A 25,082-nucleotide genomic window follows, 5' to 3' on the forward strand; every position below is an offset into this window, starting at 1 on the left:
GGTACCCGGACACTGTTAGAATAGGCACCTGATTCTTCCCGGACCCTTTGCCATGCTTCCTGAATGTCAGTTGTTCGGCACCCTGGGCTGCCACCTGTGTGAGTTTGCCGAAGCCGAAATCATGCCGTTGGTCGAACACGGCCTGTTGGTGGAGTTGGTGGATATCGCCGATTCCGAAGCCTTGTTCGAGGCCTACGGCCTGCGGATTCCGGTGCTGCGCCGGGTGGACACGGGCGCCGAGCTGGAGTGGCCGTTCGACGAAGCGCAGGTGGTGAACTTTCTTGGCTAGCACTCGGCGATGGCGAGTTCCCGATTATTCGGTTACTGTATGTTTGTACAGCGATTGAATGAGAGGGAACGCCCGTGGTGAATGTTGAACAACTGAAAAGCAGCGTCAATCGCATGTCCGCCGACGTCGTGCGCGACGCGGTGAACGAGCTGCGCCTCGATGGCCTGGTCACGGAAGGCAAGACGCCGTTTAACAAAGTGCATTTCAATACCTGCTTTGCCGAGATCGAGGCGCTGTTCCAGCGTGCCGGTTATCACAAGCAGCTGGATGTGGTGGGCTATCAGGGCTTGCTGTACGCGCTTTACGATCCGGGCCGCTGGGAAGCGGTGGATGTGCTGCGCTGGCTCAAGGAATTCACCGAGGCGGCCAGTGCATCGCCGGTGTTGCGCGCGGAATTGGTCAAGGCCTGAATCTGTGCTGGGCCTGATCCAGCGGCATGCGGGATAATGCCCGCCTGTATTTCGACGCGTTGAGCCTGCCCATGTCCGTTTTTTCCGCTGCCCAGCATCAAGCCAGCACGTTGTACCTGCCGCCAGGCGCCTGGGCGACCGTGCTGGATTGCCTGTGTGAGCACTTCCCGGCCATCAGCCGTGAACAATGGCTGGACCGCGTCGCCCGGGGCCGGGTGCTGGACATCAACGGGGCACCCATCCATCAGGACCTCGCCTACCGCGAAGGCCTGTGCATCTACTATTTCCGTGAAGTGCCGAACGAGAAAGTGATCCCGGTTCAGGAGACCATCCTGTACGCCGATGAACACTTGGTGGTGGCCGACAAGCCGCATTTTCTGCCGGTAACGCCCGCCGGTGAGTACGTCGAACAAACCCTGTTGCGGCGCTTGATTCGCCGCTTGGACAACCCGGCCCTGGTGCCGCTGCATCGCATCGACCGGCATACGGCGGGGCTGGTGTTGTTTTCGGCCAATCCCCGGACGCGTTCGGCGTATCAACAGCTGTTTCCCACGCGCAAGATCGACAAGTTCTATGAAGCCATTGCCCCGGCCTTGCCCGGGCTGACGTTTCCGCTGGTGCATAAAAGCCGGCTGGTGGATGGCGAGCCGTTCTTTCGCATGCAAGAAGGCGAGGGCGCGAGTAATACCGAGACGGCAGTCGAGGTGCGGGAAAAGCAGGGTGACTTGTGGCGTTATGGCCTGTTTCCGGTGACCGGCAAGAAACACCAGTTGCGGGTGCACATGACGGCGTTGGGCGCGAGTATCTGCAATGATCCGTTCTACCCTGACGTCATCAAGGATGCCGAGGACGACTACGCCAATCCGCTCAAGCTGCTGGCCCAGGGCGTGCGTTTTATCGACCCGGTGACCGGCCAGGAGCGCAGTTTTCGCAGCGAGATCAGCCTGGACTGGTAAACCCCAGGTACGAAAAAGCCCGCATCAAGCGGGCTTTTTCGTATCCGGCGTTAAGACTTACAGGTCTTTAACGGTGCGAACCTGATCCTTGTTGATCTGGGTGCGCTTGCCATCCAGCTGTTCGAATTCGTAGAAGCCGGTGGACTTGTCGAATTTAGGAGTGTCGACGGCCTGGATTTCGCGACCGTCATTCAGGGTGATCACTGTTGGCGAGGCGCAACCGGCAAGGGTAGCGAGGCCCAGTGCAAGCATGAGAGCGGCGATGGTCCGTTGAGTCATGAGTTTGTCTCCGAGAGAATGCTTTGTTGAGTACTGACCTTGTGACGTGTGCAACGCCGGCAAAGTTCCTTGTTCGACGTTCATTCTGACACGCTGGGCGGGCGGTGCAACAACTCAGGTGTGTTGAAGTTGGCCAGGCGAGGGTCATCCGCAGGGCAATCCAGGGCCTTGGCCCCCAGCGCCTGCATGATCTGGCGTGGGCTGCGCTCGCCGGCTGCCCAGGCACGCTCGAAAGTTTCATGTAGCAGAGTGGGTATCACACACAGCAACGGCTCCCAGAAGTCGCCATGGCGCACCATCACCGGCAGCAACGGGTTTTGCCGGGCCGTGCCGAGCAGGTCGGCGAGCAGTTGCTCATCGATTTGCGGCACGTCGCACGGCAACACCAGCAGATGCCCATGCCGTGCCGCCGCCAGCCCTGCGCGGATACCGGCAAGGGGGCCGGGGAAGTCCGGGCTGTCATCGCCGACCAATTGATCGGCGTACGCCGCATACTGCGCCTGGTTGCGATTGCAGGAGATGATCAGGTCGTCGGTCAACGGCCGCACCAGGCGATGCAGGTGCGCAATCAGAGGCTGCCCGTGCCAGTCGAGCAAGCCCTTGTCGAGGCCGCCCATGCGCTGGCCTCGGCCGCCGGCCAGCAACAGCACGGAGCAGGGCAGTGGGAAAGAATGGCTTGGCATGACGGCTCCTGCGGGCAGTGAAATGGGGGGCTGTGATATAACATCGGGCTGTTCCTTCGACAACCGGACCGAGCCATGAAAGCCAAGGCTGATGCGCCCTTTGTACCCCTGAATATCGCTGTATTGACGGTCAGTGACACCCGCACCCTGGAAACCGACACCTCGGGCCAGGTCTTCGTCGACCGCCTGACCGCCGCCGGCCACCTGCTGGCCGAGCGGGTGCTGCTTAAAGATGATCTGTACAAAATCCGTGCGCAAGTGGCGCACTGGATTGCCGAAGACGTGGTGCAGGTGGTGTTGATCACCGGCGGTACCGGCTTCACCGGCCGCGACAGCACCCCGGAAGCGGTGAGCTGCTTGCTGGACAAGCAGGTAGATGGTTTCGGTGAGCTGTTCCGGCAAATTTCCGTGGCCGATATCGGCACCTCCACCGTGCAGTCCCGTGCCCTGGCCGGCCTGGCCAATGGCACCCTGGTGTGCTGCCTGCCGGGCTCCACCAACGCGGTGCGCACCGGTTGGGACGGGATACTCGCCGAGCAGCTGGATAACCGTCACCGCCCGTGCAACTTCGTCCCGCACCTGAAACAGGCCGAGCCCTGTGAATCCCGTGGGTAAGCCGGGCAAGACCGGCGCGTTGATGCCGGTGGAAGACGCCCTCGAACAGCTGCTGGCGATGGCCGAGGCAGCGCCGATTCGCGAGCAGGAAACCTTGCCGCTGGCCGAATGTGACGGTCGGGTGCTGGCGCAGGCGCTGGTTTCTACCCTGGACTTGCCGCCGTGGCCCAACAGCGCCATGGACGGGTACGCCCTGCGCCTGGCGGACTGGACCGGCGAGCCACTGGTGGTCAGCCAGCGCATTTTCGCCGGCACGGCACCGCAGCCCCTGGCCGCCGGCACCTGTGCGCGGATCTTCACCGGCGCCCCGGTGCCGGAAGGGGCGGACTGCGTTGAGATGCAGGAAAACGCCGTGGTCCACCCCGATCAGCGCGTGAGCTTTACCGAGTCGCTGCAGGTGGATCAAAACATCCGTCCCCAAGGCCAGGAAACCACCGTGGGCGAATTGGTGTTGCCCGCCGGCACACGCCTGGGGCCGATCGAACTGGGGCTGGCCGCATCCCTGGGCCGTGATCGCCTGGAGGTGATCCGTCGCGCCCGTGTGGCCGTGCTGTCCACCGGCGACGAGTTGATCGAGCCGGGCCTGCCGTTGGGCCCCGGGCAGATCTACAACAGCAATCGCCGGGTGTTGTGCAGCTGGCTGGAGCGCCTGGGCTGCGAAGTGGTGGACGCCGGGATCCTGCCGGATGACCTGGAACAAACCCGCGAGCGCCTGGGGGCGTTGGGCTCGGTTGACCTGATCCTGTCCACCGGCGGTGTGTCGGTGGGCGAGGCGGATTTCCTCGGGATTGCGCTGCGCGAAGAAGGTGAACTGGCGCTGTGGAAGCTGGCGATCAAGCCGGGCAAGCCCCTGACGTTCGGGCATTTCCGTGGCGTGCCGGTGATCGGTTTGCCGGGCAACCCGGCGTCGACGCTGGTGACCTTCGCCTTGCTGGCGCGGCCTTACCTGTTGCGCCGCCAGGGCGTGCAGGACGTGCAGCCGTTGCGCATTGAAGTGCCGGTGGGGTTTGTGTGGGCCAAGCCGGGGAACCGTCGCGAGTACTTGCGCGGTCGGCTGGAGCAGGGCAAGGCGATCATCTACCGCAACCAGAGCTCGGGTGTGCTGCGCAGTGCGGCCTGGGCCGAGGGGTTGGTGGAAGTGCGGGAAGGGACGACGCTGGAGATCGGTGATCGGGTCAACTTCATTCCGTTGAGTGAAGTCTTGAGTTAGTCACCGCATTACCCTTGTGGCGAGGGAGCAAGCTCCCTCGCCACAAAAGCTCGATTTCCTCAGGTTTACGGCAAATCACGACTCGCGTAAAACGCACTCAGCACCTTCACCAGGTGCGCCAGGTCATGGCTGCCGCACAGCTCGCGAATCGAGTGCATGGCAAACGTCGGCAAACCGATATCCACGGTGCGCACGCCCAGGTGACTGGCGGTGATCGGGCCGATGGTCGAGCCGCACCCCATGTCGCTGCGTACCACAAAGCTCTGCACCGGCACTTCTTCAGCCATGCACAGGTGGCGGAAGAACCCGGCCGTTTCGCTGTTGGTGGCGTAGCGCTGGTTGCTGTTGACCTTGATCACCGGGCCGGCATTGAGTTTCGGGCCGTGGTTGGCGTCGTGCTTCTCGGCGTAGTTGGGGTGCACGCCGTGGGCGTTGTCCGCAGACACCAGCAGCGACTTCTGGATGGTGCGTACGAATTCATCACCTTCCGGCAGCAGGCGACGCAGGGTCTGCTCCAGCATCGGGCCGTCGGCACCGCAGGCGGAGCACGAGCCGACTTCTTCGTGGTCGTTGCACACCAGCACGCAGGTTTCGTCGGTTTCGGCGGTGAGCAAGGCTTGCAGGCCGGCGTAGCACGACAGCAGGTTGTCGAGGCGGGCACCGGCGATAAAGTCGCCATTGAGGCCGATCACGGCCGCGCTCTGGGTGTCGTAGAAGCTCAGTTCATAGTCGAGCACCACATCAGCGTTCAGGCCGTGTTCACGGGCCAACTGCTCGGTGAGCACTGCGCGGAAGTCCACACGCTCGTCACCGGCAAACTGCGCGAGGATCGGCGGCAGTTCGGTCTGGGCATTGATCGCCCAACCCTGGTTGGCTTCACGGTTCAGGTGAATGGCCAGGTTGGGGATGATCGCGATGGGCAGCTTGAAGTCGATCAACTGGCTTTCGACCTTGCCGTCACGGCGGAAAGTCACGCGGCCAGCCAGGGACAGGTCGCGGTCGAACCACGGTGCCAGCAGCGCACCGCCGTACACTTCCACACCCAGTTGCCAGAAACCCTGGCGTTGCAGTTCAGGTTGTGGCTTGACCCGCAGGCACGGGCTGTCGGTGTGGGCGCCGACCAGGCGGATGCCGCCTTGCAGGGGCGAGTGGCGGCCGAGCTTGAAGGCGATGATCGAGGAGTCGTTGCGGGTCACGTAATAACGCCCGTTGGCCTCGGTGGTCCAGGTCTCGCGCTCGTCAAGACGCTGGAAACCGGCCGCCTCCAGGCGCTGTGCAAGGGCGGCGGTGGCATGAAACGGGGTAGGGGAGGCCTTGAGGAAGTCGATCAGGCCTTGGTTCAACTCTTCGCGCATAAGTAGCTCCAGACAGCAATGGCGCGAGTTTACCGTATTGGCTCAGAATTTGGAGGGAAGCTGTTTTCTTGATACGGGCACAAAACCCATGTGGGAGCTGGCTTGCCTGCGATAGCGGTCTGCCAGTCACCAATATGGGGCTGACACACCGTTATCGCAGGCAAGCCAGCTCCCACCTTTGATCGGGGTTGCAGCTTAAAACGGCGCCGGGCACTCGAAGCGCAGACGCTCGCCGCTCTGGGGATGGGTGAAGCTCAACATGCTGGCGTGCAGGCACAGGCGTGGCCAGGCGGCCAGTGCCTGTTCATGGGCGTACAAACCGTCACCCAGCAACGGATGCCCGATGGACAGCATGTGCACCCGCAGTTGATGCGAACGGCCGGTGATCGGCGTCAGTTCAACCCGGCACCAGTCGCCGCAGCGCTCCAGGACTTTCCAGAAGGTCAGCGCGTTCTTGCCGAACTCATGGTCCACCACGTGCCGTGGCTTGGTCGGCGGGTCGTAGCGCAATGGCAGGTCGATGCTGCCGCTGTCCAGTTCCGGTTGGCCCCAGCACAGCGCGGTGTAGGCCTTTTCGGTTTCCCGGTCGTGGAACTGACGGGACAGTTCACGGTGGGTGTCTGCGTCGCGAGCCAGCAGGATGATGCCCGACGTTTCCCAGTCCAGCCGGTGGACGATGCGGGCTTCGGGGTAGCCGTTTTCCTGCAGGCGGGTGATCAGGCAGTCCTTGTTGTCGTCGGCGCGACCGGGCACCGAGAGCAGCAGGGTTGGCTTGTTCACCACCAGGACAGCAGCGTCCTGATGAAGGATATGGACATTGGACAACGGCATTAAAACAGCCTCGTAACAAACGCCAACGGCGGCTCGCTCACCCGGCCCCTTGTGGGGAGCCAGGTAACCGAGCCGCCGTGGCGACCGCCTTTTCGATCAACGATCAGGCAGGGTGATATTGAGTTCCAGAATCGAGCAGCTGCCGTCATTTTCCAGGGCGACATGCACGTCATCGTTGCCGATATTGACGTACTTGCGGATCACCTCAACCAGTTCCTTCTGCAAGGCTGGCAGGTAATCCGGGGTGCTGCGTTGGCCGCGTTCGTGCGCCACGATGATCTGTAGACGCTCTTTCGCTACCGACGCGGTACTTGGCTTTTTGTTGGCGCGAAAGAAGTCGAGAAATTTCATTGTTTAGTTGCCTCCAAAGATACGCTCGAAGAATCCCTTCTTCGCTACATCGAGGAAGCGATGTTCCACGGTTTTGCCCAGCAAGCGATCAACCGCATCGCTGTACGCCTGGCCGGCGTCGCTCTGGTCGTCGAGAATCACCGGCACGCCCTGGTTGGAAGCCTTCAGCACAGCCTGGGATTCCGGGATCACGCCCAGCAGGGTCACGGCCAGGATGTCCTTGACGTCTTCAACGCCGAGCATCTCGCCCTTGCTGACGCGCTCAGGGTTGTAACGGGTCAGCAGCAGGTGTTCCTTGATCGGCTCTTCGCCTTTCTCGGCGCGCTGGGACTTGCTGGCCAGCAGGCCGAGCATGCGGTCCGAGTCACGTACCGACGACACTTCAGGGTTGGTCACGACGATGGCTTCGTCGGCGAAGTACATCGCCAGGTGAGCACCGGTCTCGATACCCGCCGGGGAATCGCACACCACGTATTCGAAGGTTTCTTTCAGTTCGGCGAGGACCTTGCCCACGCCTTCCTTGGTCAGCGCTTCTTTGTCGCGGGTCTGGCTGGCGGCCAGTACGTACAGGTTCTCAAGGCGCTTGTCCTTGATGAGGGCCTGTTGCAGGTTGGCTTCGCCGTTCACGACATTGACGAAGTCGTACACCACGCGGCGTTCGCAGCCCATGATCAGGTCGAGGTTACGCAAACCGACGTCGAAGTCGACGATGACTGTCTTGTGGCCGCGCAGAGCGAGGCCGGTACCGATAGCGGCGCTGGTGGTGGTCTTACCCACACCACCCTTGCCGGATGTAACCACGAGAATCTTGGCCAAGGTGTTTCACCCCTAAGGAAAAAGGACTTTTTAGCCCCTGAAAAACATCTCTTGAAACTCGCTGCAGGCGGGCAGCTCTTGTAGGAGAAAGCACGGTTTGCCTGGGCAAACCCCGCCTTTAAATTATTCCTACACAAGTTTTGCCGTTTTCGCTGTGCTATCAGAGTCTAGAGATGCTTGGAAAATGCGGCAGTATCCGTTAAAGACGAACGATGTTCAACACATCGCCCGACAGGCTGACTTGTACCCCGGCCCCCCACAGCGGATCGCGGCGCAAATCTTCCGAAACCTTGTACTGGCCTGCGATGGACACTAGCTCAGCGGTCAACTGCTGGCAAAAAATACGGGCCTTTGTGTCACCTTTTATGCCGGCCAGTGCACGACCACGCATGGGGCCGTATACATGGATGTTTCCGTCGGCGAGAAGTTCCGCCCCCGGACTGACCGGGGCGATGACGACAAGGTCGCCACCCTGGGCGTAAATCTGCTGCCCGCCCCGTACGGGAGAGGTGATGATCTTTGTAGGCTTGATCGTCGGCTCCGGCGGTTTTTCCGGTTTTTTCTTCTCTTCGCCGACCAACGGGTCGAGCGGACGCTCCCGTGCACCGGACGGCGGCAGTACTGGCAGTTCAATGGCGATTGCCGCGGCAATGTCTTCGATACGGCTGGCACGAATCGCCAGGGTGCGCAGGCCATGTTGACGGCACACACGCATCAGACCGGGCAGGTCGACAGCGCCCTGGCCGGCCGGGAGTTTGTCCAGGGCCAGCACCAGCGGCGCATTGTTGAAGAAGTTCGGCGCGAGGGCGACCTTGGCGGCGAGCTGGCGGTCCAGGGCATCAAGGTCGTTGCGGGCCAGTTCCAGCACGGTAATGGCGAGCATGCTGCCTTTCAGCTGGAACACGGGATCTTGGTCTAGCGGTTCGGTTTGGCTCATGGTCGGCAAAGCGGCTTGTCACGAAAAGTGTCGAGACTTATAACGAGAACATCCGCTAGCCGCAAGCCGGGTCGAACCGTTGTAGAATGCGCGGCCGTTGTCTTTGCCGGAATCATTAATGGATCGCCCGCGTTTTCGAGCTGAATTTTTTCACCCGCGTTTTTGGCTGTTATGGCTGGGACTCGGTTTGCTGTGGCTGATTGTGCAGTTGCCATACCGGGTTTTACTGGGGATTGGCCGTGCCCTGGGTGCGGGAATGTACCGGGTAGCCGGTGAACGTCGACGCATCGCCGCGCGAAACCTGGAGCTGTGCTTCCCGGAAAAGTCCGCCAAAGAGCGTAAACATTTGCTCAAGGAAAACTTTGCCTCCACCGGCATTGCCTTCTTCGAGATGGCCATGAGCTGGTGGTGGTCCAAGCCGCGCCTGGCGCGCCTGGCCCATGTCGAAGGGCTGGAGCACCTCAAGCAGGCGCAGTTGGAAGGCAAGGGCGTGATCCTCATGGCCCTGCATTTCACCACCCTGGAAATCGGCGCCGCGTTGCTGGGGCAGAAACACACCATCGACGGCATGTACCGCGAGCACGGCAACCCGCTGTTCGATTTCGTCCAGCGCCGTGGCCGCGAGCGGCACAACCTCGACTCCCTGGCCGTAGAGCGCGAAGACGTGCGCGGCATGCTCAAGCTGCTGCGGGCTGGCCGCGCCATCTGGTACGCACCGGACCAGGACTACGGCGCCAAGCAAAGTATCTTCGTGCCGTTGTTCGGCATTCAGGCCGCCACCGTCACCGCCACCAGCAAGTTTGCACGCCTGGGCAAGGCGCTGGTGGTGCCGTTCACCCAGGAACGCCTGGCCGACGGCAGTGGTTATCGCCTGGTGATCCATCCGCCGCTCACCGACTTCCCCGGTGAAACCGACGAGATCGATTGCCTGCGCATCAACCAGTGGGTTGAGGCCTCCGTGCGCGAATGCCCCGAGCAATACCTGTGGACCCACCGCCGCTTCAAGAGCCGGCCACCGGGTGAGCCTAAGCTGTATGAGAAACGCCGTCGTTGATCTGAAGTCCCCAAGCAACATGGAGTGATGCAATGCGCCCAGCTGAACCGGTCACAGGTTTGATTCTTTCCGGAGGCGGGGCGCGGGCCGCCTATCAGGTGGGGGTATTGGCGGCGATTGCCGAACTGTTGCCGCCGGGGGCGGCCAATCCGTTTCCGGTGATTGTCGGCACCTCGGCCGGGGCGATCAATGCGGTCAGCCTGGCCAGCGGCGCGATGGATTTTACCGCCGCCATCCAGCGCCTGACCGCCTTCTGGCAAGGCTTTCGCAGCCACCTGGTGCTGCGCAGCGACTGGCCCGGAGTGATCAGCCAGGCGAGCCGGTTTCTTATCCACAGCCTGCTGGGGCTGGGAGCGCAGGTGCCGGTAGCGCTGCTCAACAGTTCGCCGCTGCGGGACTTGTTGCGGGACAAACTGCACCTGGAAGGCATCAACGAGTCGATCCGCCAGAAGCACCTGCATGCGGTGGCCGTCACTGCGTTTGGCTACGAGTCCGGGCAAGCGGTCACCTTCTATCAGGGTGGCGGCACCATCGATGCGTGGCTGCGGCATCGGCGCATCGGCATTCCCACCCAATTGACCGTTGAACACCTGTTGGCCAGCTCGGCGATTCCGCTGCTGTTTGCGCCGGTGAAACTCGATCAGGAATATTTTGGCGACGGTGCCGTGCGGCAATCGGCGCCGATCAGCCCGGCGTTGCACCTGGGGGCGAGCCGTGTGCTGGTGGTGGGCGTCAGTGGCAACCCGCGCGGCAATGACCCGTCGAACCCGGCACGCACGTTCACGGGTCAGGAGCCGACCCTGGCGCAGATCGGCGGGCACATGCTCAACAGCACGTTCATCGACAGCCTGGAAAGCGACATCGAATTGCTCGAGCGCCTGAACCAGTTCAGTCATGTGTTGCCTGCCAATGCGGCGATACAAGGGTTGGCGCCGGTGGAAGTATTGGTGATCGCGCCGAGCCAGCCAATCGATGAAATTGCGGCACGTCACCGCCAGGAATTGCCGGCGGCATTGCGCCTGTTTCTGCGCGGGCCGGGGGCGACCAAAACCAGTGGCGCGGGCGTGCTCAGCTACTTGCTGTTCGAGGCGGGATATTGCAGCGAGTTGATCGAATTGGGACGGCGGGATGCGCTGGCCAAGCGCGAAGAGCTGAAGCGGTTTCTGGGCCTTGGCTGATTACCTGTAGGAGTCCGGCTTGCCGGCGATAGCGCCCTTGAGAACGCCATCGCCAGCAAGCCGGGCTCCTACAGGGGAACATCAGAAGTGGTACTTCACCAACAGGCTCGCCGTGTCCTGATTGGTCTCGAACGCGCCGCTGTCCTGGATCCCGTATTTGTTCTTCCAGTAGTCGTACTCGATACCGACATACAACTGCTTCTCGCCCCAATGCAGCGCCTTGCCCAGGTCATATTTGATCTGCGGGTTGAAGTGCAGGTTGGCGTGGTAAGTGCCGCGGGCGTTCTTGTCGTTGTCCACCACCCAGTCCATAAAACCGTCGATCAGCACATTGGAGTTGCCCACCGGGATTGTGTACGACCACACCGGTGTGATCTGCCACACGCCGTCACCCGGGCGATTGCCTTCGGTCTGGCGTTGGTAGAAGTTCAACTGGAAGTAATCGAAACCAGGGATTGCCAAGTCGAAGCCCGGGCCCAGCAAGTACGATTCGTTATCGCCTTCACCGAACTCGTAAGTGAACGCCAGCAACACGTCCTTGATCGGACCGAACGACAAGTCCTTGTCGAAAATCTTGCCGAACGACAAGCGCGGGCTGAACTCACCGTAGTAAGTACTTGGGCCTACGTTGCCGTCTTCCTTGCCGTTGTAAAAGATGCGGTCGAGAAAGAAGAAGTTGTCACCGTACTTCCACGCGTCGGCGTGTTCGAAGGTCACGGTTTGCTGGATCTGCGGGTTGACAGTGAAGTTCTTGCCCCACAGATAAGTCAGGCTGTTGTTCTGCCACTGCAGCAGATCACCGGCCATGGCCTGGCCCCCGGCCAGCAGGGATCCTGCCAGCATCAGGCTGTTCACAGTACGTTTCATTCGGTTGCTCCCGAGGTAAAGGTTTCTGGTTTTTTTTCTAAGCGGACGCTCTGGTGTGGCGTCTTTTGGCTTACCGCAAAAATCGTCTGTTCGGTCAGCTTTAATGCTTTTAGCAAGAGCTGCGCCAAGGTGTTTAAAAAGCCAAAAAATCCCCGTCGGCTGCGATTGACGCAGTCGAATTCGGAGAGTTTTTGCACACATTGGCTGCGGACCTGGGGCCGGGATAAGTTGGCCTTGCAGTCAGCTTTTACATTCGCTGTTTTTTTTTGAGTCGATTTGAGCGGGCGCCGAGAATACTGACTCCCAGGCCTGTGCTCAAGTGCGCTGTTACAGAGCGCGCGGGGCGAGAATGGGGCACGGCGTCTGGCCGGCCCCGGGTGAATGGCGTGCATGGTGTATTCCCTGATCGTTATTGTTTTTGTTGTGACGCAGGAATCAATGTTGGTGTGCGTGTTCGCTGGTAACAGCGCGCTCGGCGCCACCCAGAATGTTGAATAACAGGTTCAGCGACAGCGCACTGATCGTGGCCATGGCGATACCGCTGTGAGTGATCGGGCTCATCCACAGCGGCAGTTGCGCGAAGAATTCGGGACGCACCACCGGGATCAAACCCATGCCAATACTCACCGCCACCAGCAACTGGTTACGGCGGTCGGCGATGTCGGCTTCCTGGAGGATCTTGATCCCGGTGGCCGCCACCATGCCGAACATGGCAATCGCTGCGCCGCCCAGTACAGCGGGAGGAATCGAGGCCACGAGAAACGCGGCCTTGGGCAGCAGGCTCAGCACAATCAGAAACGCCCCCGCCATGATCGTCACCGAGCGGCAGCGCACGCCGGTCATCTGCACCAGGCCGATGTTCTGCGCGAACGAGGAGTGGGTAAAGGTGTTGAAGAACCCGGCAAAAAACGACGCGCCGGCGTCACACAACAAACCGCGACGCAGCATCTTTGGCGTGACGTCCTGGCCGGTGATCTTGCCCAGGGCAAGGAACATCCCGGTGGACTCGACGAAGATAATCACCACCACCAGGCACATCGACAGAATCGGCGCCAACTCGAACTTGGGCATGCCGAAATGCAGCGGCGTCACCACTTGCACCCACGGCGCTTGCGCGAGACCGCTGAGGTCGACCATGCCGATCATCCCGCACAACCCGTAGCCGAGGGCCATGCCGATCAGCACCGAGATGTTCACCCAGAAACCGCGCATGAAACGGTTGATCAGCAGGATTGTGGCCAGTACCAGTGCGGCGATCGCCAGGTAAATCGGTGAGCCAAACGTGGAGGCCGCAGCACCGCCGCCGGCCCAATTGACCGCGACGGGAAACAGCGAAAGACCGATGGCGGTGATCACGGTGCCGGTCACCAGCGGCGGAAAGAAGCGCACCACCTTGGACATGAACGGCGCGATCAGCATGCCGAAAAAACCGGCGGCGATGGTTGCGCCGAAGATCCCTTGCAGGCCGATGCCGGGCATGCCCGCCATGGCGACCATGCTGCCGACTGCGGCGAAACTGGCGCCCATCATCACCGGCATGCGGATGCCGACGGGGCCGATGCCGAACGACTGGACCATGGTTGCGATGCCGGCCACCAGCAGGTCGGCGTTGATCAGGAAGGCGATTTCTTCACGGCTCAGGCCCGCGGCCTGGCCGATGATCAAAGGCACGGCGACGGCGCCACCGTACATCAGCAAGACGTGTTGCAGGCCTACCAGAATCAGTTGCAAGAGGGGAAGCCGCACCATGGGGGGCGCGGCAGGAATCTGCGTTTCCAACTGGGACATGCAACACCTCGAATCTTTTTATTGTTGTGTTGTTCGGCATTCAATTGCCGGGTGGAACTCATTCTTCAAAACACGCCGCAACTCTAGTGTGGGAGCGAGCAAGCCCGCTCCCACATTTGGATCTGCATCAGGCTGTTAGTTGGTACGCGCCCCCTGAGTGATCCAGGTGCCAATCAAGTCCCGTTCCTGCTGGGTCATCTGGGTGATATTGCCCAGCGGCATGATCTGGCTGGCCACGGCCTGCGCCTGGATGCGCGGGGCCATTTGCTGGATCTGCTGGGGTGTATCAAACATCACCCCGGCGGGCGCGGTGCTGAACAGCGGGCTGGTGGGCTTGGCCGAATGGCACACCGCACAGCGCTCCTGAATCACCCCGTGGACCTTGTCAAAATCAATCGACGCCTGGGCTGGTGCCGCTTCGGCGGGAGCCGGTGCAGGTGCTGCTGGCGCAGCCGGTTTAAGCCCGCCACCCAATGCCGTTTCTGGCAGTGGCTGGTACTCGATCGCCGCGGGAGCCTTGGCCACTTCCGGTGCAGTCGCCACCGGTTTTGGGCCGGTCACGTAGGCCAGGCAAATCATTGCCAGCGCGCCCACCGGCAGGGTCCAGGCATATTTCTGGCTGTTATGACGGGTGTTGAAGTAGTGCCGTACCAACACGGCCGCCACTGCGATACCCGCCAGGATCAGCCAGTTGTATTGGCTGCCGTAGGTGCTCGGGAAGTGGTTGCTGATCATGATGAACAGCACCGGCAAGGTGAAATAGTTGTTGTGGCGCGAACGCAGCAGGCCCTTGGCCGGCAGTGCCGGGTCGGGCGTGCGGTTTTCCGCGATGGCCGCCACCAGTGCACGCTGGGCGGGCATGATGATGCGGAACACGTTACCCACCATGATGGTGCCGATCACGGCGCCCACATGCAGGTACGCACCACGGCCACTGAACACTTTGCTGAAGCCGTAAGCGGCGGCAATCAACAGCACGAACAGGATCAGGCCGAGCAGGGCAGGGCGCTTGCCCAGTGCCGAGTCGCAGAGAAAGGAGTAGATGAACCAGCCGGCCAGCAGCGAGCCGAGGCCCAGCAACACACCTTCCGGACCGCTGAGGCTGCTGCCCGGGGCCAGCAGGTACAAGGTCGGGTTGGCGTAGAACACCACGCACAGGAGCGCGATGCCGGACATCCAGGTGAAGTAGGCTTCCCATTTGAACCAGTGCAGGTTGTCCGGCATGGTCGGCGGGGCCAGTTTGTATTTTTCCAGGTGGTAGATACCGCCACCGTGGATCGCCCACAAGTCGCCGGCGAGGCCGTCCTTGGGGTTGACGCGATTGAGGTTGTTTTCCAGCCAGACGAAGTAGAACGAAGCGCCGATCCAGGCGACGCCAGTGATCATGTGAACCCAGCGCACGCTCAGGTTCAGCCATTCCATCAAATGTGCTTCCACAGTCTTTACCTCTCGCCTGTCACTCTGTCGTCGAGTGATCAGACCTTCTCTTATTGGTGGGGGGCGAGGATCAACCGCTCATCCTCTTTGAAAAAATGCTCATCGCAGTTATTGCCTGTGCCACTGCGATCAACCACCAGGAAGTCATCCCGCTTTTCGATCGTCAGCACCGGGTGGTGCCAGACGCCGCGATGGTAATTAATGCCCTGCCTGCCGTTGGTAACGAAGGCGCGGACCAAGCCCGATACAGGTTCATCGCCAACGGGCGCGACCACGATCAGAAAGGGGTTGCCGAGCAGCGGAATGAAAGCCTGGCTGCCCAGCGGGTGTCGTTCCAGCATGCACACGGTCAGCGGCATGTCCTGCGCGTCGGCGCGGAAGATGCTGATGATCGCGTTGTCTTCTGGCGTGGCGGTTTGCACCGTCGCCAGTTTATGAAAGCGCATGGTCGACCCGTTGTTGATCATGAAGTGATCGCTGCCATCGGTTTCGATAACGTCTCCGAAAGGGGCGAAGGCTTCTTTGGTCAGGGGTTCGATCATCAGTGTGCGCATGGCTGTCTTCTTATCCGGATTCTGTGTTGTTGGCATTACTGTTTGTGGTGAGGGGGGCTTGTGTGGTGAGCGGGCTTGCCCCGCGCTGGGGCGCGAAGCGGCCCTGAAAACAGGCACCGCGTTCGGACCTTTTGGGCCGCTTCGCAGCCCAGCGCGGGGCAAGCCCGCTCACCACAGAAGTTCACCGTTTACTTCGAAACCTTGCCCAGTACACGCAGGCGGCTCACACCACCATCCGGGAACACGTTCAGACGAATGTGGGTGATCGGACCCAGCGCCTTGATCTGCTCGGCAAACGTGTGTTCAGCGTGCATTTCCAGTTTCTGCGCCGGCAGCAGTTCGCGCCAGAACAGCGATTGGGTTTCGATCTGGCTGTCGGTACCGCCCTTCACGAAGGCGCCCTGGATCGAGCAGGTGTCCGGGTAGTTGCCCTTGAAGTGCAGGGTGTCGACCACGATCTTCTCGATCTCGCCCGGGTGGCCCAGTGCGACGATCACCCAGTCATTGCCCGGCGTACGACGACGTGCAGTTTCCCAGCCATCGCCCATGTTGATGCCACGGCCCGGGTTGAGGATGTTGCTCATGCGCCCGAAGTGTTCATCGGAGCAGGCCAGTGCACGGCCACCGTTCAGGGCCGCAGCCAGGTCAACCTGTTCGTTGTCGCCCACGGCCGACCAGTCGCGGAACGGAATGCCGTACACGCGCAGGCGGGCCACGCCACCGTCCGGGTAGATGTTGAAGCGCAGGTGGCTGAAGGCCTGGTCGTTGTTGATCTCGTGGAAGTGATGGCTGTTGCCTTGCAGCTCCACGGCCGACAGCACTTCAACCCACTGGGTGTTGTCATCCGGCTCGCCGGACGCCAGGAAGCAGGCTTCCAGGGACGCCGATGGCGGGAAGTTGCCGGTGAAGAATGAAGTGTCGATGTCCACGCCCTTGATCGAGCCCGGTACGCCCAGGCGGATTACCGCGCTGTCGTAGCCTTCGAAGCGCTTGCGGCGCGACTCCCAGCCGTCCATCCACTTGCCGTTGTCATCGAAAACGCCCTCCTTCCACACGGCCGGGGTCGGCTGGAACAGGCGGTTGGCGTCGGCGAACCAGTCATCGGTCACAGAGATGATCTTGGTGCCCAGGCGGGCGTCGGCCAGGTTGACGAACTTCTCGAAAGGTACGGCGTAAGCTTTCATTCTTCTTGTCTGCCTTAAAGTAAGTGGCTTGGGATGCTCGCCAGGCCCTGGGCGTTCATGAACCGCTCGGGCCAGGTCTGCTTAAAGAGTCAGTAATCGGAACAACGCGATCTTGTTGATCTCGGCCAATGCGCATTTGAACTCGGCTTCCACCGAGTTGTGAATGCGCGTTTCAAACGCGGCCAGGATCTGATGCCGGTTGCTGCCTTTTACCGCCATGATGAAGGGAAACTTGAACTTCGCCTTGTAGGCATCGTTCAGCTCGGTGAAGCGCGAAAACTCGTCGCTCGAGCATTGGTGAATACCCGCGCCAGACTGTTCTTCAGTGCTGGCTGCGGTAAGCTGGCCCTGGACGGCAGCTTTGCCCGCCAGGTCCGGGTGAGCGTTGATCAGGGCCAGTTGACTGGTGTGATCGGCGCTCAACAGGATGTCGCTCATGCGCTGGTGCAGGGTTTCGATCTCGTCGATTGAAGAATCCTGGCCCAGGTCGAAGGCCTTTTCGGCCACCCATGGCGAATGTTCGTAGATGTCGGCGAAAGCTGTGACGAATGCGTCGCGGCTCAGGGTCGACGGTTTCAAGGTCTGGAACGCAGTCATTTGGCGGCTCCCTGGAAAGGGTGTACGTCATGCCAGTGACGGGCGATGTCGACGCGGCGGGTGAACCACACCTGATCATGCCCCTTGGCGTATTCGATAAAGCGCTTGAGGGCGGCCAGGCGCGCCGGCCGGCCGATCAGGCGGCAGTGCAAACCGATGGAGAGCATTTTCGGTGCGTCCGCGCCTTCGGCGTACAGCACGTCGAACGCGTCCTTCAGGTATTCGAAAAAGTCGTCGCCCTTGTTGAAACCCTGGACCTGGGTGAAGCGCATGTCGTTGGTGTCCAGGGTATAGGGGATCACCAGGTGCGGCTTGCCGGTCGGGTTGTTGGGTTCCCAGTAGGGCAGGTCGTCGTCGTAGGTGTCGCAGTCGTAGAGGAAGCCACCTTCCTCCATCACCAGCCGCCGGGTGTTGGGGCCGGTGCGCCCGGTGTACCAGCCCAGCGGGCGTTCGCCGGTGAGTTCGGTGAGGATGCGGATCGCTTCGAGCATGTGCTCGCGTTCCTGGGCCTCGTCCATGTATTGGTAGTCGATCCAGCGGTAGCCGTGGCTGCAGATCTCGTGGCCGGCGGCGACCATCGCGCGGATCACGTCCGGATGGCGCTGGGCGGCCATGGCTACGGCGAAGATGGTCAGCGGGATGTCGAATTCCTTGAACAGCTTGAGGATGCGCCACACGCCGGCACGGCTGCCGTATTCGTACAGCGACTCCATGCTCATGTTGCGCTCGCCTTGCAGGGGCTGCGCCGACACCATTTCCGAGAGGAAGGCTTCGGACTCTTTGTCGCCATGCAGGATGTTGCGCTCGCCGCCTTCTTCGTAGTTGAGTACGAACGACAGGGCGATACGGGCCTTGCCGGGCCAGTGTGGGTGAGGAGGGTTACTGCCGTAACCGATCAGGTCGCGTGGGTAGTCAGCGCTCACTGCAGTCTTCCTTCTTGTTCGTGGTAGCGGTGTGTGTGGCGGCCGGGCAGCGGAAAGACTGGGTGGCGTCACGACGATGACTGATTGTATACAACTTGGTGCGCACTTTGTAAGCCTGTATTTCTGCATTTTTTCCGCAGGGTCTTCGCAGAGTAGCATTGCAAGAAACCTGCCTGACTGGTCAGCTAATGGATAAAAGGTCGTTTAAAAGCAAGGACTGCTCATCAATCGGCTCATGCACCCGCGATGACGGGGTGGTACATAAGTTTGTGATTTTTATTGTGTACAATTTTTTTGAAAAGTGTCTTAATCAGTCATCGCCGGCTTTTTCAGTGCCCTGAAAAGGTGCGGTCTTTCACTTTACTGACTTCGGGAGGCGCGCAGACGCTATGGGACGTTTGACCACACACGTATTGGACGCCGCGCATGGCTGCCCTGGCAGCGCGATCAAGGTTGAGTTGTACCGTGTCGAGGGCACACAGCTTGAACTGGTGGCCAGCACCTTGACCAACAACGACGGCCGTTGCGATGCACCTTTGCTGCAAGGCGATGACTACCGCAGCGGTGTCTATCAGTTGCAATTCAGCGCCGGTGATTACTACCGCGCTCGCGGTGTGCAACTGCCCGAGCCTGCGTTTCTCGACGTGGTGGTGCTGCGCTTCGGTATCAGTGCCGAGCAGGATCATTACCACGTGCCGTTGCTGATTTCGCCTTACAGCTACTCCACCTATCGCGGTAGCTGAGTCGTCACCGCGCTTCACACCCCCAAAGCTCTTCGTTGGTTTTTCGCCCGCTCACACTGCGGGCTTTTTTTTGCCTGGCGGTCGGCCTAACTATGTAAGGCCCCTTGGAGCAAGGCGCTGCTTACCCTCGGTTTTTCATCTGGAACCGATGGCGACATGACTACCGACCCCGATTCTCCCCAACCTGACCCCGATGACTCCCTGGACGAGCTGGCGCGCCTTCGTCTGCGTCTGACCCGGCGCGTCGAATCAAGCCCCAGGCCCAGCCGGTTCATCAACCAATTGCAGGGTGCCCAGGCGCGCTGCCGCGAGGCCGAGAGACTGTTGCGGCGGTTGCTGGAGCAGGCGCCGAGTATCCATCGCCTGGTGCGCAAGGCGCTGCGTGAAGCGTTCGACCTCGACCCCGACCGCCTGTTGTTCAGCGAGCCGGTGACGCCGGGCGGGCCGCTGGCAGTGGATAGCCTCACCGATCGGGCTCTGGGCCTGCTGGATAACCCGCAGTTCCCGATCAACATCAATCGTTACACCACACTGAGCATGCAAGGTGACGCCGTGGCTACATTGCCGTTCAGCGCCAGTGAAGCGTTGCACAAGGTCAATGCCCTGGATTTGCCCGGGCAAGTCCGGGCGGCGGTGTCCGGTTATTGGCAAGGGTTGGCATTTGGCAGCGCGCTATCCCGGGAAGAGCGCTGGGTGCAAGTGCACCTCGAGGCCTTCGCTGAAAGCGCGTACCTTGCCCACACGCTGTACGACTTGTCGGATCATGGGTTTGCCATGGCGCTGGGCATTCTCGATGCGCCCACCCCACAGGTCCGTACCCAGGCTGGCGGTGCGTGGGAGCGCTTGCAGGTCAGCCCGGTGCTGTGGCCGTCGGATGCAGGAAGCGGGGTGCCCTTGGCCGGCGCGCTGCATATCTGCCGCTCGGGAGACGCCCTGGACAAACGGCAGGTGGTTTACCTGCCAGGGCTTGGCCAGGGGCTTCATGAGTTCGCCAGCCTGGCACAGATGCAGGTCAAGTTGCCCGCCCTGATCAACGGCGTACACCGGGACGTGTTCTGGCAACAGTTGCCCCTGCGGCGCCGGCACGGGTTGGCGAAGGATTTCGGCGTATACCGTGGGCCGACGCTGGCGGGGGATGCACTCAGGCATAGCGCGTTGGCGCAGGTGTACCTCCAGCGGGACAACGAACGGGACTGCCTGCTGGCGCGACATGCGTCCAGGGTGAGTGTGGACAGGGAAAGCGCTGCGTGGAGCGCCTCCCAGCGATTGCGTCGGGTTGAACAGGCCCGGCGCCGGTCGCCTGCCGACGAAGGGTTGCGCGTGGCCGTGGAGCAACTGCTGGAGTGGGACCGCCAGCGCCGGGCGCCGAAAGTCAGCTGTGCAGCACTGGCACCGGGCCTGGCCAGGGGAACCGCCGAGGCGTTGGTGCGGCGTCACGAGCAAGGGCTGTTGGCGCTGCTGAACGCGGCGGACCTGAGCCAGGACTACCGGCCTTACAGCGACGTTGAGACCTTGCACGGGCAATGGCTTGAACACGTAGAGAAGCTGCACGGGATGCTGGACGGCCACGAACATCGCCTGGGCGACAGGGCGTTCTGGCTGGAAAAAGTGCCCGGCTCGACCGCCAGCCGCGGCGTACAACGGCTGAATGCTCAGCGTTCAGCGTTGATTAAAGACGCGCACCTTTATTATCGCCTGGGCTTGCTGGAGGAGGTCGAGCGCACGTTGTTGACCGAGGTGTACACCGTGCCACGGGCCAGCGACCGGGCGGCCAGCACTACCCGCGTTCTGCAACTGTCCGTCGGGCGCGGGCGGCAGACGCTCTTTCGATTGGTCGGGGTGCTGGTCGTCACCACCCGGGAAGCCGTCAGCCACGCTGATCGCTTGCAGCCTGTGGTGCTCCAGTTGCCGGGAAAGTACGGCGGCTTTCAGGCGTTCGGCTCGCTGGATGAGTTATCCGCCAGCCTCGATGCGAGCCTCAAGAGCCCGGACGGTTCGGTGCTCTGGCACTGCATTCCGCAGGATCAACGCCGGGAAGCCCGCGAGGTGATCCACGCGATGGCCGCTGACGAGCCGACACTCGTCTATTACGAGGTGATGGAAGGCAACGTGCTCTCCGATCCGTTCAAGGAGCAGATCGAGCACTCCGCGCAGACCGACCGTTGGGTAGGCCAGGGCGGGCGGCCGTTCAGCGAAGTTACTGACGTGGCGCTGACACGCACGTTGCTCGCCCGCGAGCTGGCTGACAGCCTGCATCTGCCCCTCGGCACCGCGCGTACCCGGGCGTTGGCCAATATCAGCGTGTTGCGCCTGGCGGTGGCCCAGGCCAAAACATTGCCTGCCTGGCTGACAAGTGCTTCGCGCCCGTTGCGCAAGCGCTATCAGCGGTTGCACACGCATTACCTGGCCAGCGCCGGTGCTCTTGAGCAGGAACTGGGGCAAGTGCTGCCGAGCCTTGAGGCATTCGCCCGCAAGACCTTGGTCGAGGCATTAAAGCGCGAAAGGATAACCGCGCCGCTGGATATCGACACCCCGTTCCTGGACATGCCCGACGATGTCAGCACTCATTGGGAATCTCATCCCCAGCGTCCGGCCGGGGATTCCGGGGGCCGGACGGTGGTCAGCCAGGAGCGGCATACCTACAGCCTGTTGCAATTGGCCTTGCACAACCTAGACACCGACGCGCCCTGGACGCGCGAGCGACTGCGCCACAGCCGCTACCTCGAACCTCTGTGGGCGCAGCATCTGCCAGCCGAGGGCTTGACCCGTCTGATCGCCGGCCTCGACCTGGCGGGCCAGTATGAGCTTTTGATTGCGCATGCGTTCTATCCGGATGCCAGCGGGGCGCCGGCCAGGTTGTCGACCGCGCTGCTGGAGCGGCCGTGGTTGCAGCGTGCGCGGCGGGATCATTTCAGCGCCCGGCAGCAAGGGCTGAGCGAGGGGGCGTTGAGTGGGTTCGCCACAGCCCTGGCCGCCAGGACGCCCGGGGATTTGAAGAAAAATGGTCATCACCTGCAAGTGTGCTGTGTGCATCTGGCGGCACTCACCCTTGAACAGCCACGGCATGTCGCCGGGGTGTTGGTGATCGATGACCGGGCGCTGGGCAAGACGCTGCTCTACTGGCCGGCGGTGAAGGGCTATCCGCCGTTGACCGAGCACGACAGTGTGGCGGCGGCGCGGCAAGCATTAATCACCGCGGCGCTGAGCCCTGGAAACCTTGACGTGCTGGCTCAATCCATCGCTCCCGGCTGGGAGGCGCAAGCCCTGGAAAGCTACCCGGTGGCGGTTCGGCCAACCCGTGGCACGCCTGATCGCACCTATCATGCCCTGTCGAGGTGGGGCGCCATCTGGCCCTTTTCCTTTGCCTCCCTGTGGGGTGTGGTGCAAGCCGTCCGGGGTTGGTTTGGGGTGCGGCGTGCCCAGCCGGCGGCGGCAGTGGCGGAGATTGAAAAAGAGATCCACGAACAGATCGAACAAGCCCCGCAGCAGTGGCTGGGCATTACCCCGACCACCGGCTGCGACCTGCTGCGCATGCTCACGCACGCCCGGGTATTGGCGACGCAGCGCGACGTACAGGCGGTCGCCAACTCCGCCCGGGACCTTGTCAGTTATCGGCAACTGCGCCTGGGCGAGCAATCGGCGGCGCGGGTGCGCGGGCTGTTGTCGTTCATCCCCGGGGTGAGTGTCGGGATGAATCTCTACGAGGTGCTGCTGGCCGCCCGGCGTTTTCACCACAGCGGTGACGCCCGGGACGGGGTTGCTACCGGCTTTGCCACCTTGATCTTGATCGCTGACGTCGCGCTGACGGCATTCCCGCTGGCCAAAGGCGCTCCCAAACCCGGTTTGCCGGTCAGGCGAGTGTCGATGTTGTCGGCCCTGAACGTGATCCGCCGCCAGCCACGGCGCCATGGTGTCAGTTCCGGATTACCGCCGGTAGCTCGAGGCTTCAAGGGGTTTGAGGGCTACCGCAAGGACCTGACGCTGGAGGGCTCTGTGGCTTTGCACGGGCCGATCAACCAAGGCAGCCATGTGAAGGGCGGCCAACAGTTTGTCGTCGAGGACAGCCATGCCTATCCGGTGTATCGACGCCGGAACGAGCCGGCGTTGCGCTTGAAAAGCGCCAGTGACAGCGGCCAGGACGAACTGGTGCTGTCCATTGAGGAGCCTGGCGCGTGGTTGCTGGGCGCCGATGCGCCACCCACACCTCGGGCAGGTCCAAGCTCCGGCATACGGCGTCCATGGGAAGCACCAAGGGGCGGCACAGAGTGGTTGGCACCCCCGGCTTCGCATTTCGAACGGGTGGAGCGGCAACCCTTGTTGGTCTCCACCCATTGGCATCCCTGGGGCCGCCCGCTCAACGAGCAGGCGGTGGTGGAGATTTCGGCGTCACGCCGCTTGTATCGGGTTCAGGGTGTGCCAGGCGTTGACGCGGTAAAACTGGGTAGCCATTACTACGAACTGCTGCCCAATGGTTCGACCGTACCGGACGGCGTCATTTTTTTAAGAGCCCCCGAGTTGCCCTACGCACCTGCCCGGGATGAGCTGGCCCGCTGGCTGATACCCGGTGTGGTAAGCGAGCAACCCATACCGGCCACCTGGGGCGAGGGTCAGGCGTGGGTCCCTCGTGAACCGTTGTTCAGCCATCCCTTGTCAATGTCGGTGGGCACGGCATTCCCCGGTCTGACCCCGGCCAGCCAGCGCTTTGTGACGGAACGCCTGATGGAGCTGGCGGATTCCGGTCGTTCGATGACCGCAACCCGGATCCTCAATATCCGCGCGACGCTGGACGATTGGCTGCCACCAGCGCCCGCATTGACCGGGCAAACGGACGATTTGTTACGCATGCTCAGGCCTGTTTCAAGAAGGCGCCAGGTCAGTATCAATATTGGGCAAGCAGGGCAAGCGCCGGGCCTGGAGCGCGTGGATTTCCAGTTGCCGACCGCCCTTGATCCGAGGTTGCTGGCCCACACGGCGAGGGCACTGGACCGCGCCCGGCCCCTGGCGGCGCAAGCCGCTGTCCGGTCAGTGCTGGAGCGGCAGGGGTTTGTGCTGCAGACGCTGCGCAAGGGCAGCCCGGCCAGCCTGGTCAACTTTGTCTGCACCCATCCGAAGTCGACCAACCTGTATTACGTGCTGACGCGCTGGACCGAAACTCCGAGCGTTGCCCTGGGGTCGGGAGGCCTGGTGCAACTGTCTGACGCCTGGTTGCGCAGCAACGCCCGGTCGACGGTCCTGGGGCGGGCGCAAGCGCACCAGTCGGTCCTCCGGGCGCTGAAGGAGGGGCGTCTGGTCAGAGTCGTCGCGGGCATACATCACGACGCCCGCTCCAACAGCGTCACGGTGTACTTCGTCAAAGTGATGGACCTTTAGCGGCTCAACAATGACGCCGCTCCGGCCCCGGAAAACAGCCCGGCGCTGATCCGGTTGAACCAGCTCTGGCCCTTGCCGCTGCGCAGGTAGCGCGCGGCACCATGGGCGCCGAGGCCGTAGGCCAGCTTGCACAGCAGGTCGAGCACGGTCCAGGTGGCGATCATGATCAGCAGCTGTGGGAGAAAGGCCTGCTGGGCGCTGAGAAACTGCGGCAGGAAGGCGGCGAAAAACAGAATGTCTTTCGGGTTGCTCGCGCCCAGCACAAAGGCCCGGCCAAACAGCGCGCGAAAACGCGGGGTGGCGGCCACTGGCGGCACGTCGGCGCCGTGGGACGGTTGCCGGGATTGCTGCCAGCTCTGCCAGGCGAGGTAAAACAGGTACACCGCACCGACGATCTTCAGGGCGCTGAACAGCTGTTCCGAGGCTAGCAACAACGCACCCAGGCCCAGCGCCGAGGCGCTCAACAGGCAGATCGAGGCAATCACCCCGCCGAGAAACGCCGGGTACGAACGGCGCAGGCCGTAGTTCAGGCTGTTGCTGATCATCAGCAAGGACAGGGGGCCGGGGATCAGGATCACCACCAGCGCAGCGCCGCTGAACAGCAGCCAGGTTTCCAGACTCATTGCATTCCTCCATTCGTACAAAAGCCCCACCC

At 62.0% G+C, this 25,082-nt stretch carries 25 protein-coding genes; 9 read left to right on the forward strand and 16 right to left on the reverse strand.

The genetic code is table 11. The features are described 5' to 3' along the window. The first annotated feature begins 52 nt into the window (after window positions 1–52). From P3C29_RS01270 to P3C29_RS01280, 3 genes are all read left to right on the forward strand, one after another. Window positions 53–289, forward strand: a complete 237-nt coding sequence (locus P3C29_RS01270; RefSeq protein WP_010176117.1) for a glutaredoxin family protein — start codon at window positions 53–55, stop codon at window positions 287–289. A gap of 74 nt (window positions 290–363) precedes the next feature. Beyond that, the gene (locus P3C29_RS01275; RefSeq protein ID WP_029616120.1) at window positions 364–699 is read left to right on the forward strand and encodes a hypothetical protein; all 336 of its coding nucleotides are present in this window, start codon (window positions 364–366) and stop codon (window positions 697–699) included. Between the two features lie 65 nt (window positions 700–764). Then, window positions 765–1,655: a pseudouridine synthase gene (locus P3C29_RS01280; protein ID WP_085989930.1), complete on the forward strand. Its 891-nt coding sequence runs from the start codon at window positions 765–767 to the stop codon at window positions 1,653–1,655. A 57-nt stretch (window positions 1,656–1,712) separates the two neighbouring features. Here P3C29_RS01280 and P3C29_RS01285 read toward each other — a convergent pair whose 3' ends face one another. Together P3C29_RS01285 and mobA are read right to left on the reverse strand one after the other, a co-directional pair. Beyond that, window positions 1,713–1,934, reverse strand: a complete 222-nt coding sequence (locus P3C29_RS01285) for a YgdI/YgdR family lipoprotein (RefSeq protein ID WP_003209090.1) — start codon at window positions 1,932–1,934, stop codon at window positions 1,713–1,715. An 80-nt stretch (window positions 1,935–2,014) separates the two neighbouring features. Next, the gene (gene mobA, locus P3C29_RS01290; protein WP_201122499.1) at window positions 2,015–2,617 is read right to left on the reverse strand and encodes a molybdenum cofactor guanylyltransferase MobA; all 603 of its coding nucleotides are present in this window, start codon (window positions 2,615–2,617) and stop codon (window positions 2,015–2,017) included. A 75-nt stretch (window positions 2,618–2,692) separates the two neighbouring features. Between mobA and moaB the strand changes: the two genes are divergently transcribed. Beyond that, window positions 2,693–3,232 carry a molybdenum cofactor biosynthesis protein B gene (moaB, locus tag P3C29_RS01295; RefSeq protein WP_003209092.1) on the forward strand — a complete coding sequence of 180 codons (540 nt, stop codon included), beginning with the start codon at window positions 2,693–2,695 and terminating at the stop codon, window positions 3,230–3,232. Next, window positions 3,216–4,442: a gephyrin-like molybdotransferase Glp gene (gene glp, locus P3C29_RS01300; protein WP_201122501.1), complete on the forward strand. Its 1,227-nt coding sequence runs from the start codon at window positions 3,216–3,218 to the stop codon at window positions 4,440–4,442. Before moaB ends, glp begins: the two co-directional genes overlap by 17 nt. Before the next feature lie 65 nt (window positions 4,443–4,507). Here the strand turns inward: glp and P3C29_RS01305 are convergent, their stop codons facing one another. The 5 genes from P3C29_RS01305 to minC all read right to left on the reverse strand — a co-directional run bounded on the left by P3C29_RS01305 (window position 4,508) and on the right by minC (window position 8,732). After that, on the reverse strand, window positions 4,508–5,797 hold the full coding sequence (locus P3C29_RS01305; RefSeq protein ID WP_003209095.1) for a M18 family aminopeptidase: 1,290 nt from the start codon (window positions 5,795–5,797) through the stop codon (window positions 4,508–4,510). Window positions 5,798–5,992: 195 nt separating this feature from the next. Next, a complete protein-coding gene (locus tag P3C29_RS01310; protein ID WP_008432172.1) occupies window positions 5,993–6,628 on the reverse strand; it encodes an RluA family pseudouridine synthase in 636 nt (211 codons plus the stop codon). Window positions 6,629–6,724: 96 nt separating this feature from the next. After that, entirely contained in the window at window positions 6,725–6,979 is a 255-nt protein-coding gene (gene minE / locus P3C29_RS01315; RefSeq protein ID WP_003175252.1) for a cell division topological specificity factor MinE, read from the reverse strand. 3 nt (window positions 6,980–6,982) lie between these two features. Further along, the gene (minD, locus tag P3C29_RS01320; protein ID WP_010176105.1) at window positions 6,983–7,795 is read right to left on the reverse strand and encodes a septum site-determining protein MinD; all 813 of its coding nucleotides are present in this window, start codon (window positions 7,793–7,795) and stop codon (window positions 6,983–6,985) included. Window positions 7,796–7,994: 199 nt separating this feature from the next. Next, complete coding sequence (gene minC, locus P3C29_RS01325; protein ID WP_003209099.1) at window positions 7,995–8,732, reverse strand: septum site-determining protein MinC; 738 nt, start codon at window positions 8,730–8,732, stop codon at window positions 7,995–7,997. Window positions 8,733–8,850: 118 nt separating this feature from the next. Between minC and P3C29_RS01330 the strand changes: the two genes are divergently transcribed. Both P3C29_RS01330 and P3C29_RS01335 read left to right on the forward strand, forming a co-directional pair. Next, on the forward strand, window positions 8,851–9,786 hold the full coding sequence (locus P3C29_RS01330; RefSeq protein ID WP_010176103.1) for a lipid A biosynthesis lauroyl acyltransferase: 936 nt from the start codon (window positions 8,851–8,853) through the stop codon (window positions 9,784–9,786). Between the two features lie 32 nt (window positions 9,787–9,818). Continuing rightward, window positions 9,819–10,964: a patatin-like phospholipase family protein gene (locus P3C29_RS01335; RefSeq protein ID WP_010176102.1), complete on the forward strand. Its 1,146-nt coding sequence runs from the start codon at window positions 9,819–9,821 to the stop codon at window positions 10,962–10,964. Between the two features lie 81 nt (window positions 10,965–11,045). Here the strand turns inward: P3C29_RS01335 and P3C29_RS01340 are convergent, their stop codons facing one another. The 8 genes from P3C29_RS01340 to puuE all read right to left on the reverse strand — a co-directional run bounded on the left by P3C29_RS01340 (window position 11,046) and on the right by puuE (window position 18,314). Further along, complete coding sequence (locus P3C29_RS01340) at window positions 11,046–11,831, reverse strand: outer membrane protein OmpK (protein WP_003209104.1); 786 nt, start codon at window positions 11,829–11,831, stop codon at window positions 11,046–11,048. Further along, on the reverse strand, window positions 11,828–12,223 hold the full coding sequence (locus tag P3C29_RS01345) for a hypothetical protein (protein ID WP_169387525.1): 396 nt from the start codon (window positions 12,221–12,223) through the stop codon (window positions 11,828–11,830). Before P3C29_RS01345 ends, P3C29_RS01340 begins: the two co-directional genes overlap by 4 nt. A gap of 43 nt (window positions 12,224–12,266) precedes the next feature. Continuing rightward, a complete protein-coding gene (locus P3C29_RS01350; RefSeq protein ID WP_010176099.1) occupies window positions 12,267–13,619 on the reverse strand; it encodes a nucleobase:cation symporter-2 family protein in 1,353 nt (450 codons plus the stop codon). A 135-nt stretch (window positions 13,620–13,754) separates the two neighbouring features. Continuing rightward, window positions 13,755–15,056 (reverse strand): urate hydroxylase PuuD, encoded by a 1,302-nt coding sequence (locus tag P3C29_RS01355; RefSeq protein WP_008432185.1) that lies wholly within the window; start codon window positions 15,054–15,056, stop codon window positions 13,755–13,757. A 50-nt stretch (window positions 15,057–15,106) separates the two neighbouring features. Next, the gene (locus tag P3C29_RS01360; protein ID WP_010176097.1) at window positions 15,107–15,610 is read right to left on the reverse strand and encodes an ureidoglycolate lyase; all 504 of its coding nucleotides are present in this window, start codon (window positions 15,608–15,610) and stop codon (window positions 15,107–15,109) included. A gap of 188 nt (window positions 15,611–15,798) precedes the next feature. After that, window positions 15,799–16,794 carry an allantoicase gene (gene alc, locus P3C29_RS01365; protein ID WP_063032007.1) on the reverse strand — a complete coding sequence of 332 codons (996 nt, stop codon included), beginning with the start codon at window positions 16,792–16,794 and terminating at the stop codon, window positions 15,799–15,801. A gap of 81 nt (window positions 16,795–16,875) precedes the next feature. Beyond that, entirely contained in the window at window positions 16,876–17,391 is a 516-nt protein-coding gene (uraD, locus tag P3C29_RS01370; protein WP_169387526.1) for a 2-oxo-4-hydroxy-4-carboxy-5-ureidoimidazoline decarboxylase, read from the reverse strand. Continuing rightward, a complete protein-coding gene (gene puuE / locus P3C29_RS01375; protein WP_008432189.1) occupies window positions 17,388–18,314 on the reverse strand; it encodes an allantoinase PuuE in 927 nt (308 codons plus the stop codon). The genes uraD and puuE overlap by 4 nt, the downstream gene beginning before the upstream one ends. 389 nt (window positions 18,315–18,703) lie before the next feature. Here puuE and uraH point away from each other — a divergent pair, with 389 nt between their 5' ends. Then, window positions 18,704–19,057 (forward strand): hydroxyisourate hydrolase, encoded by a 354-nt coding sequence (gene uraH, locus P3C29_RS01380; RefSeq protein ID WP_010176091.1) that lies wholly within the window; start codon window positions 18,704–18,706, stop codon window positions 19,055–19,057. Between the two features lie 156 nt (window positions 19,058–19,213). Beyond that, window positions 19,214–24,427 carry a DUF6543 domain-containing protein gene (locus P3C29_RS01385; RefSeq protein ID WP_275963741.1) on the forward strand — a complete coding sequence of 1,738 codons (5,214 nt, stop codon included), beginning with the start codon at window positions 19,214–19,216 and terminating at the stop codon, window positions 24,425–24,427. Here the strand turns inward: P3C29_RS01385 and P3C29_RS01390 are convergent. After that, complete coding sequence (locus P3C29_RS01390) at window positions 24,424–25,050, reverse strand: LysE family translocator (RefSeq protein ID WP_010176088.1); 627 nt, start codon at window positions 25,048–25,050, stop codon at window positions 24,424–24,426. The two genes, P3C29_RS01385 and P3C29_RS01390, sit on opposite strands and share 4 nt — an antisense overlap. Window positions 25,051–25,082 lie beyond the last annotated feature (32 nt).

It is taken from the genome of Pseudomonas sp. 1912-s, assembly GCF_029269205.1.
In the GTDB taxonomy this organism is placed as follows: Bacteria; Pseudomonadota; Gammaproteobacteria; order Pseudomonadales; family Pseudomonadaceae; genus Aquipseudomonas.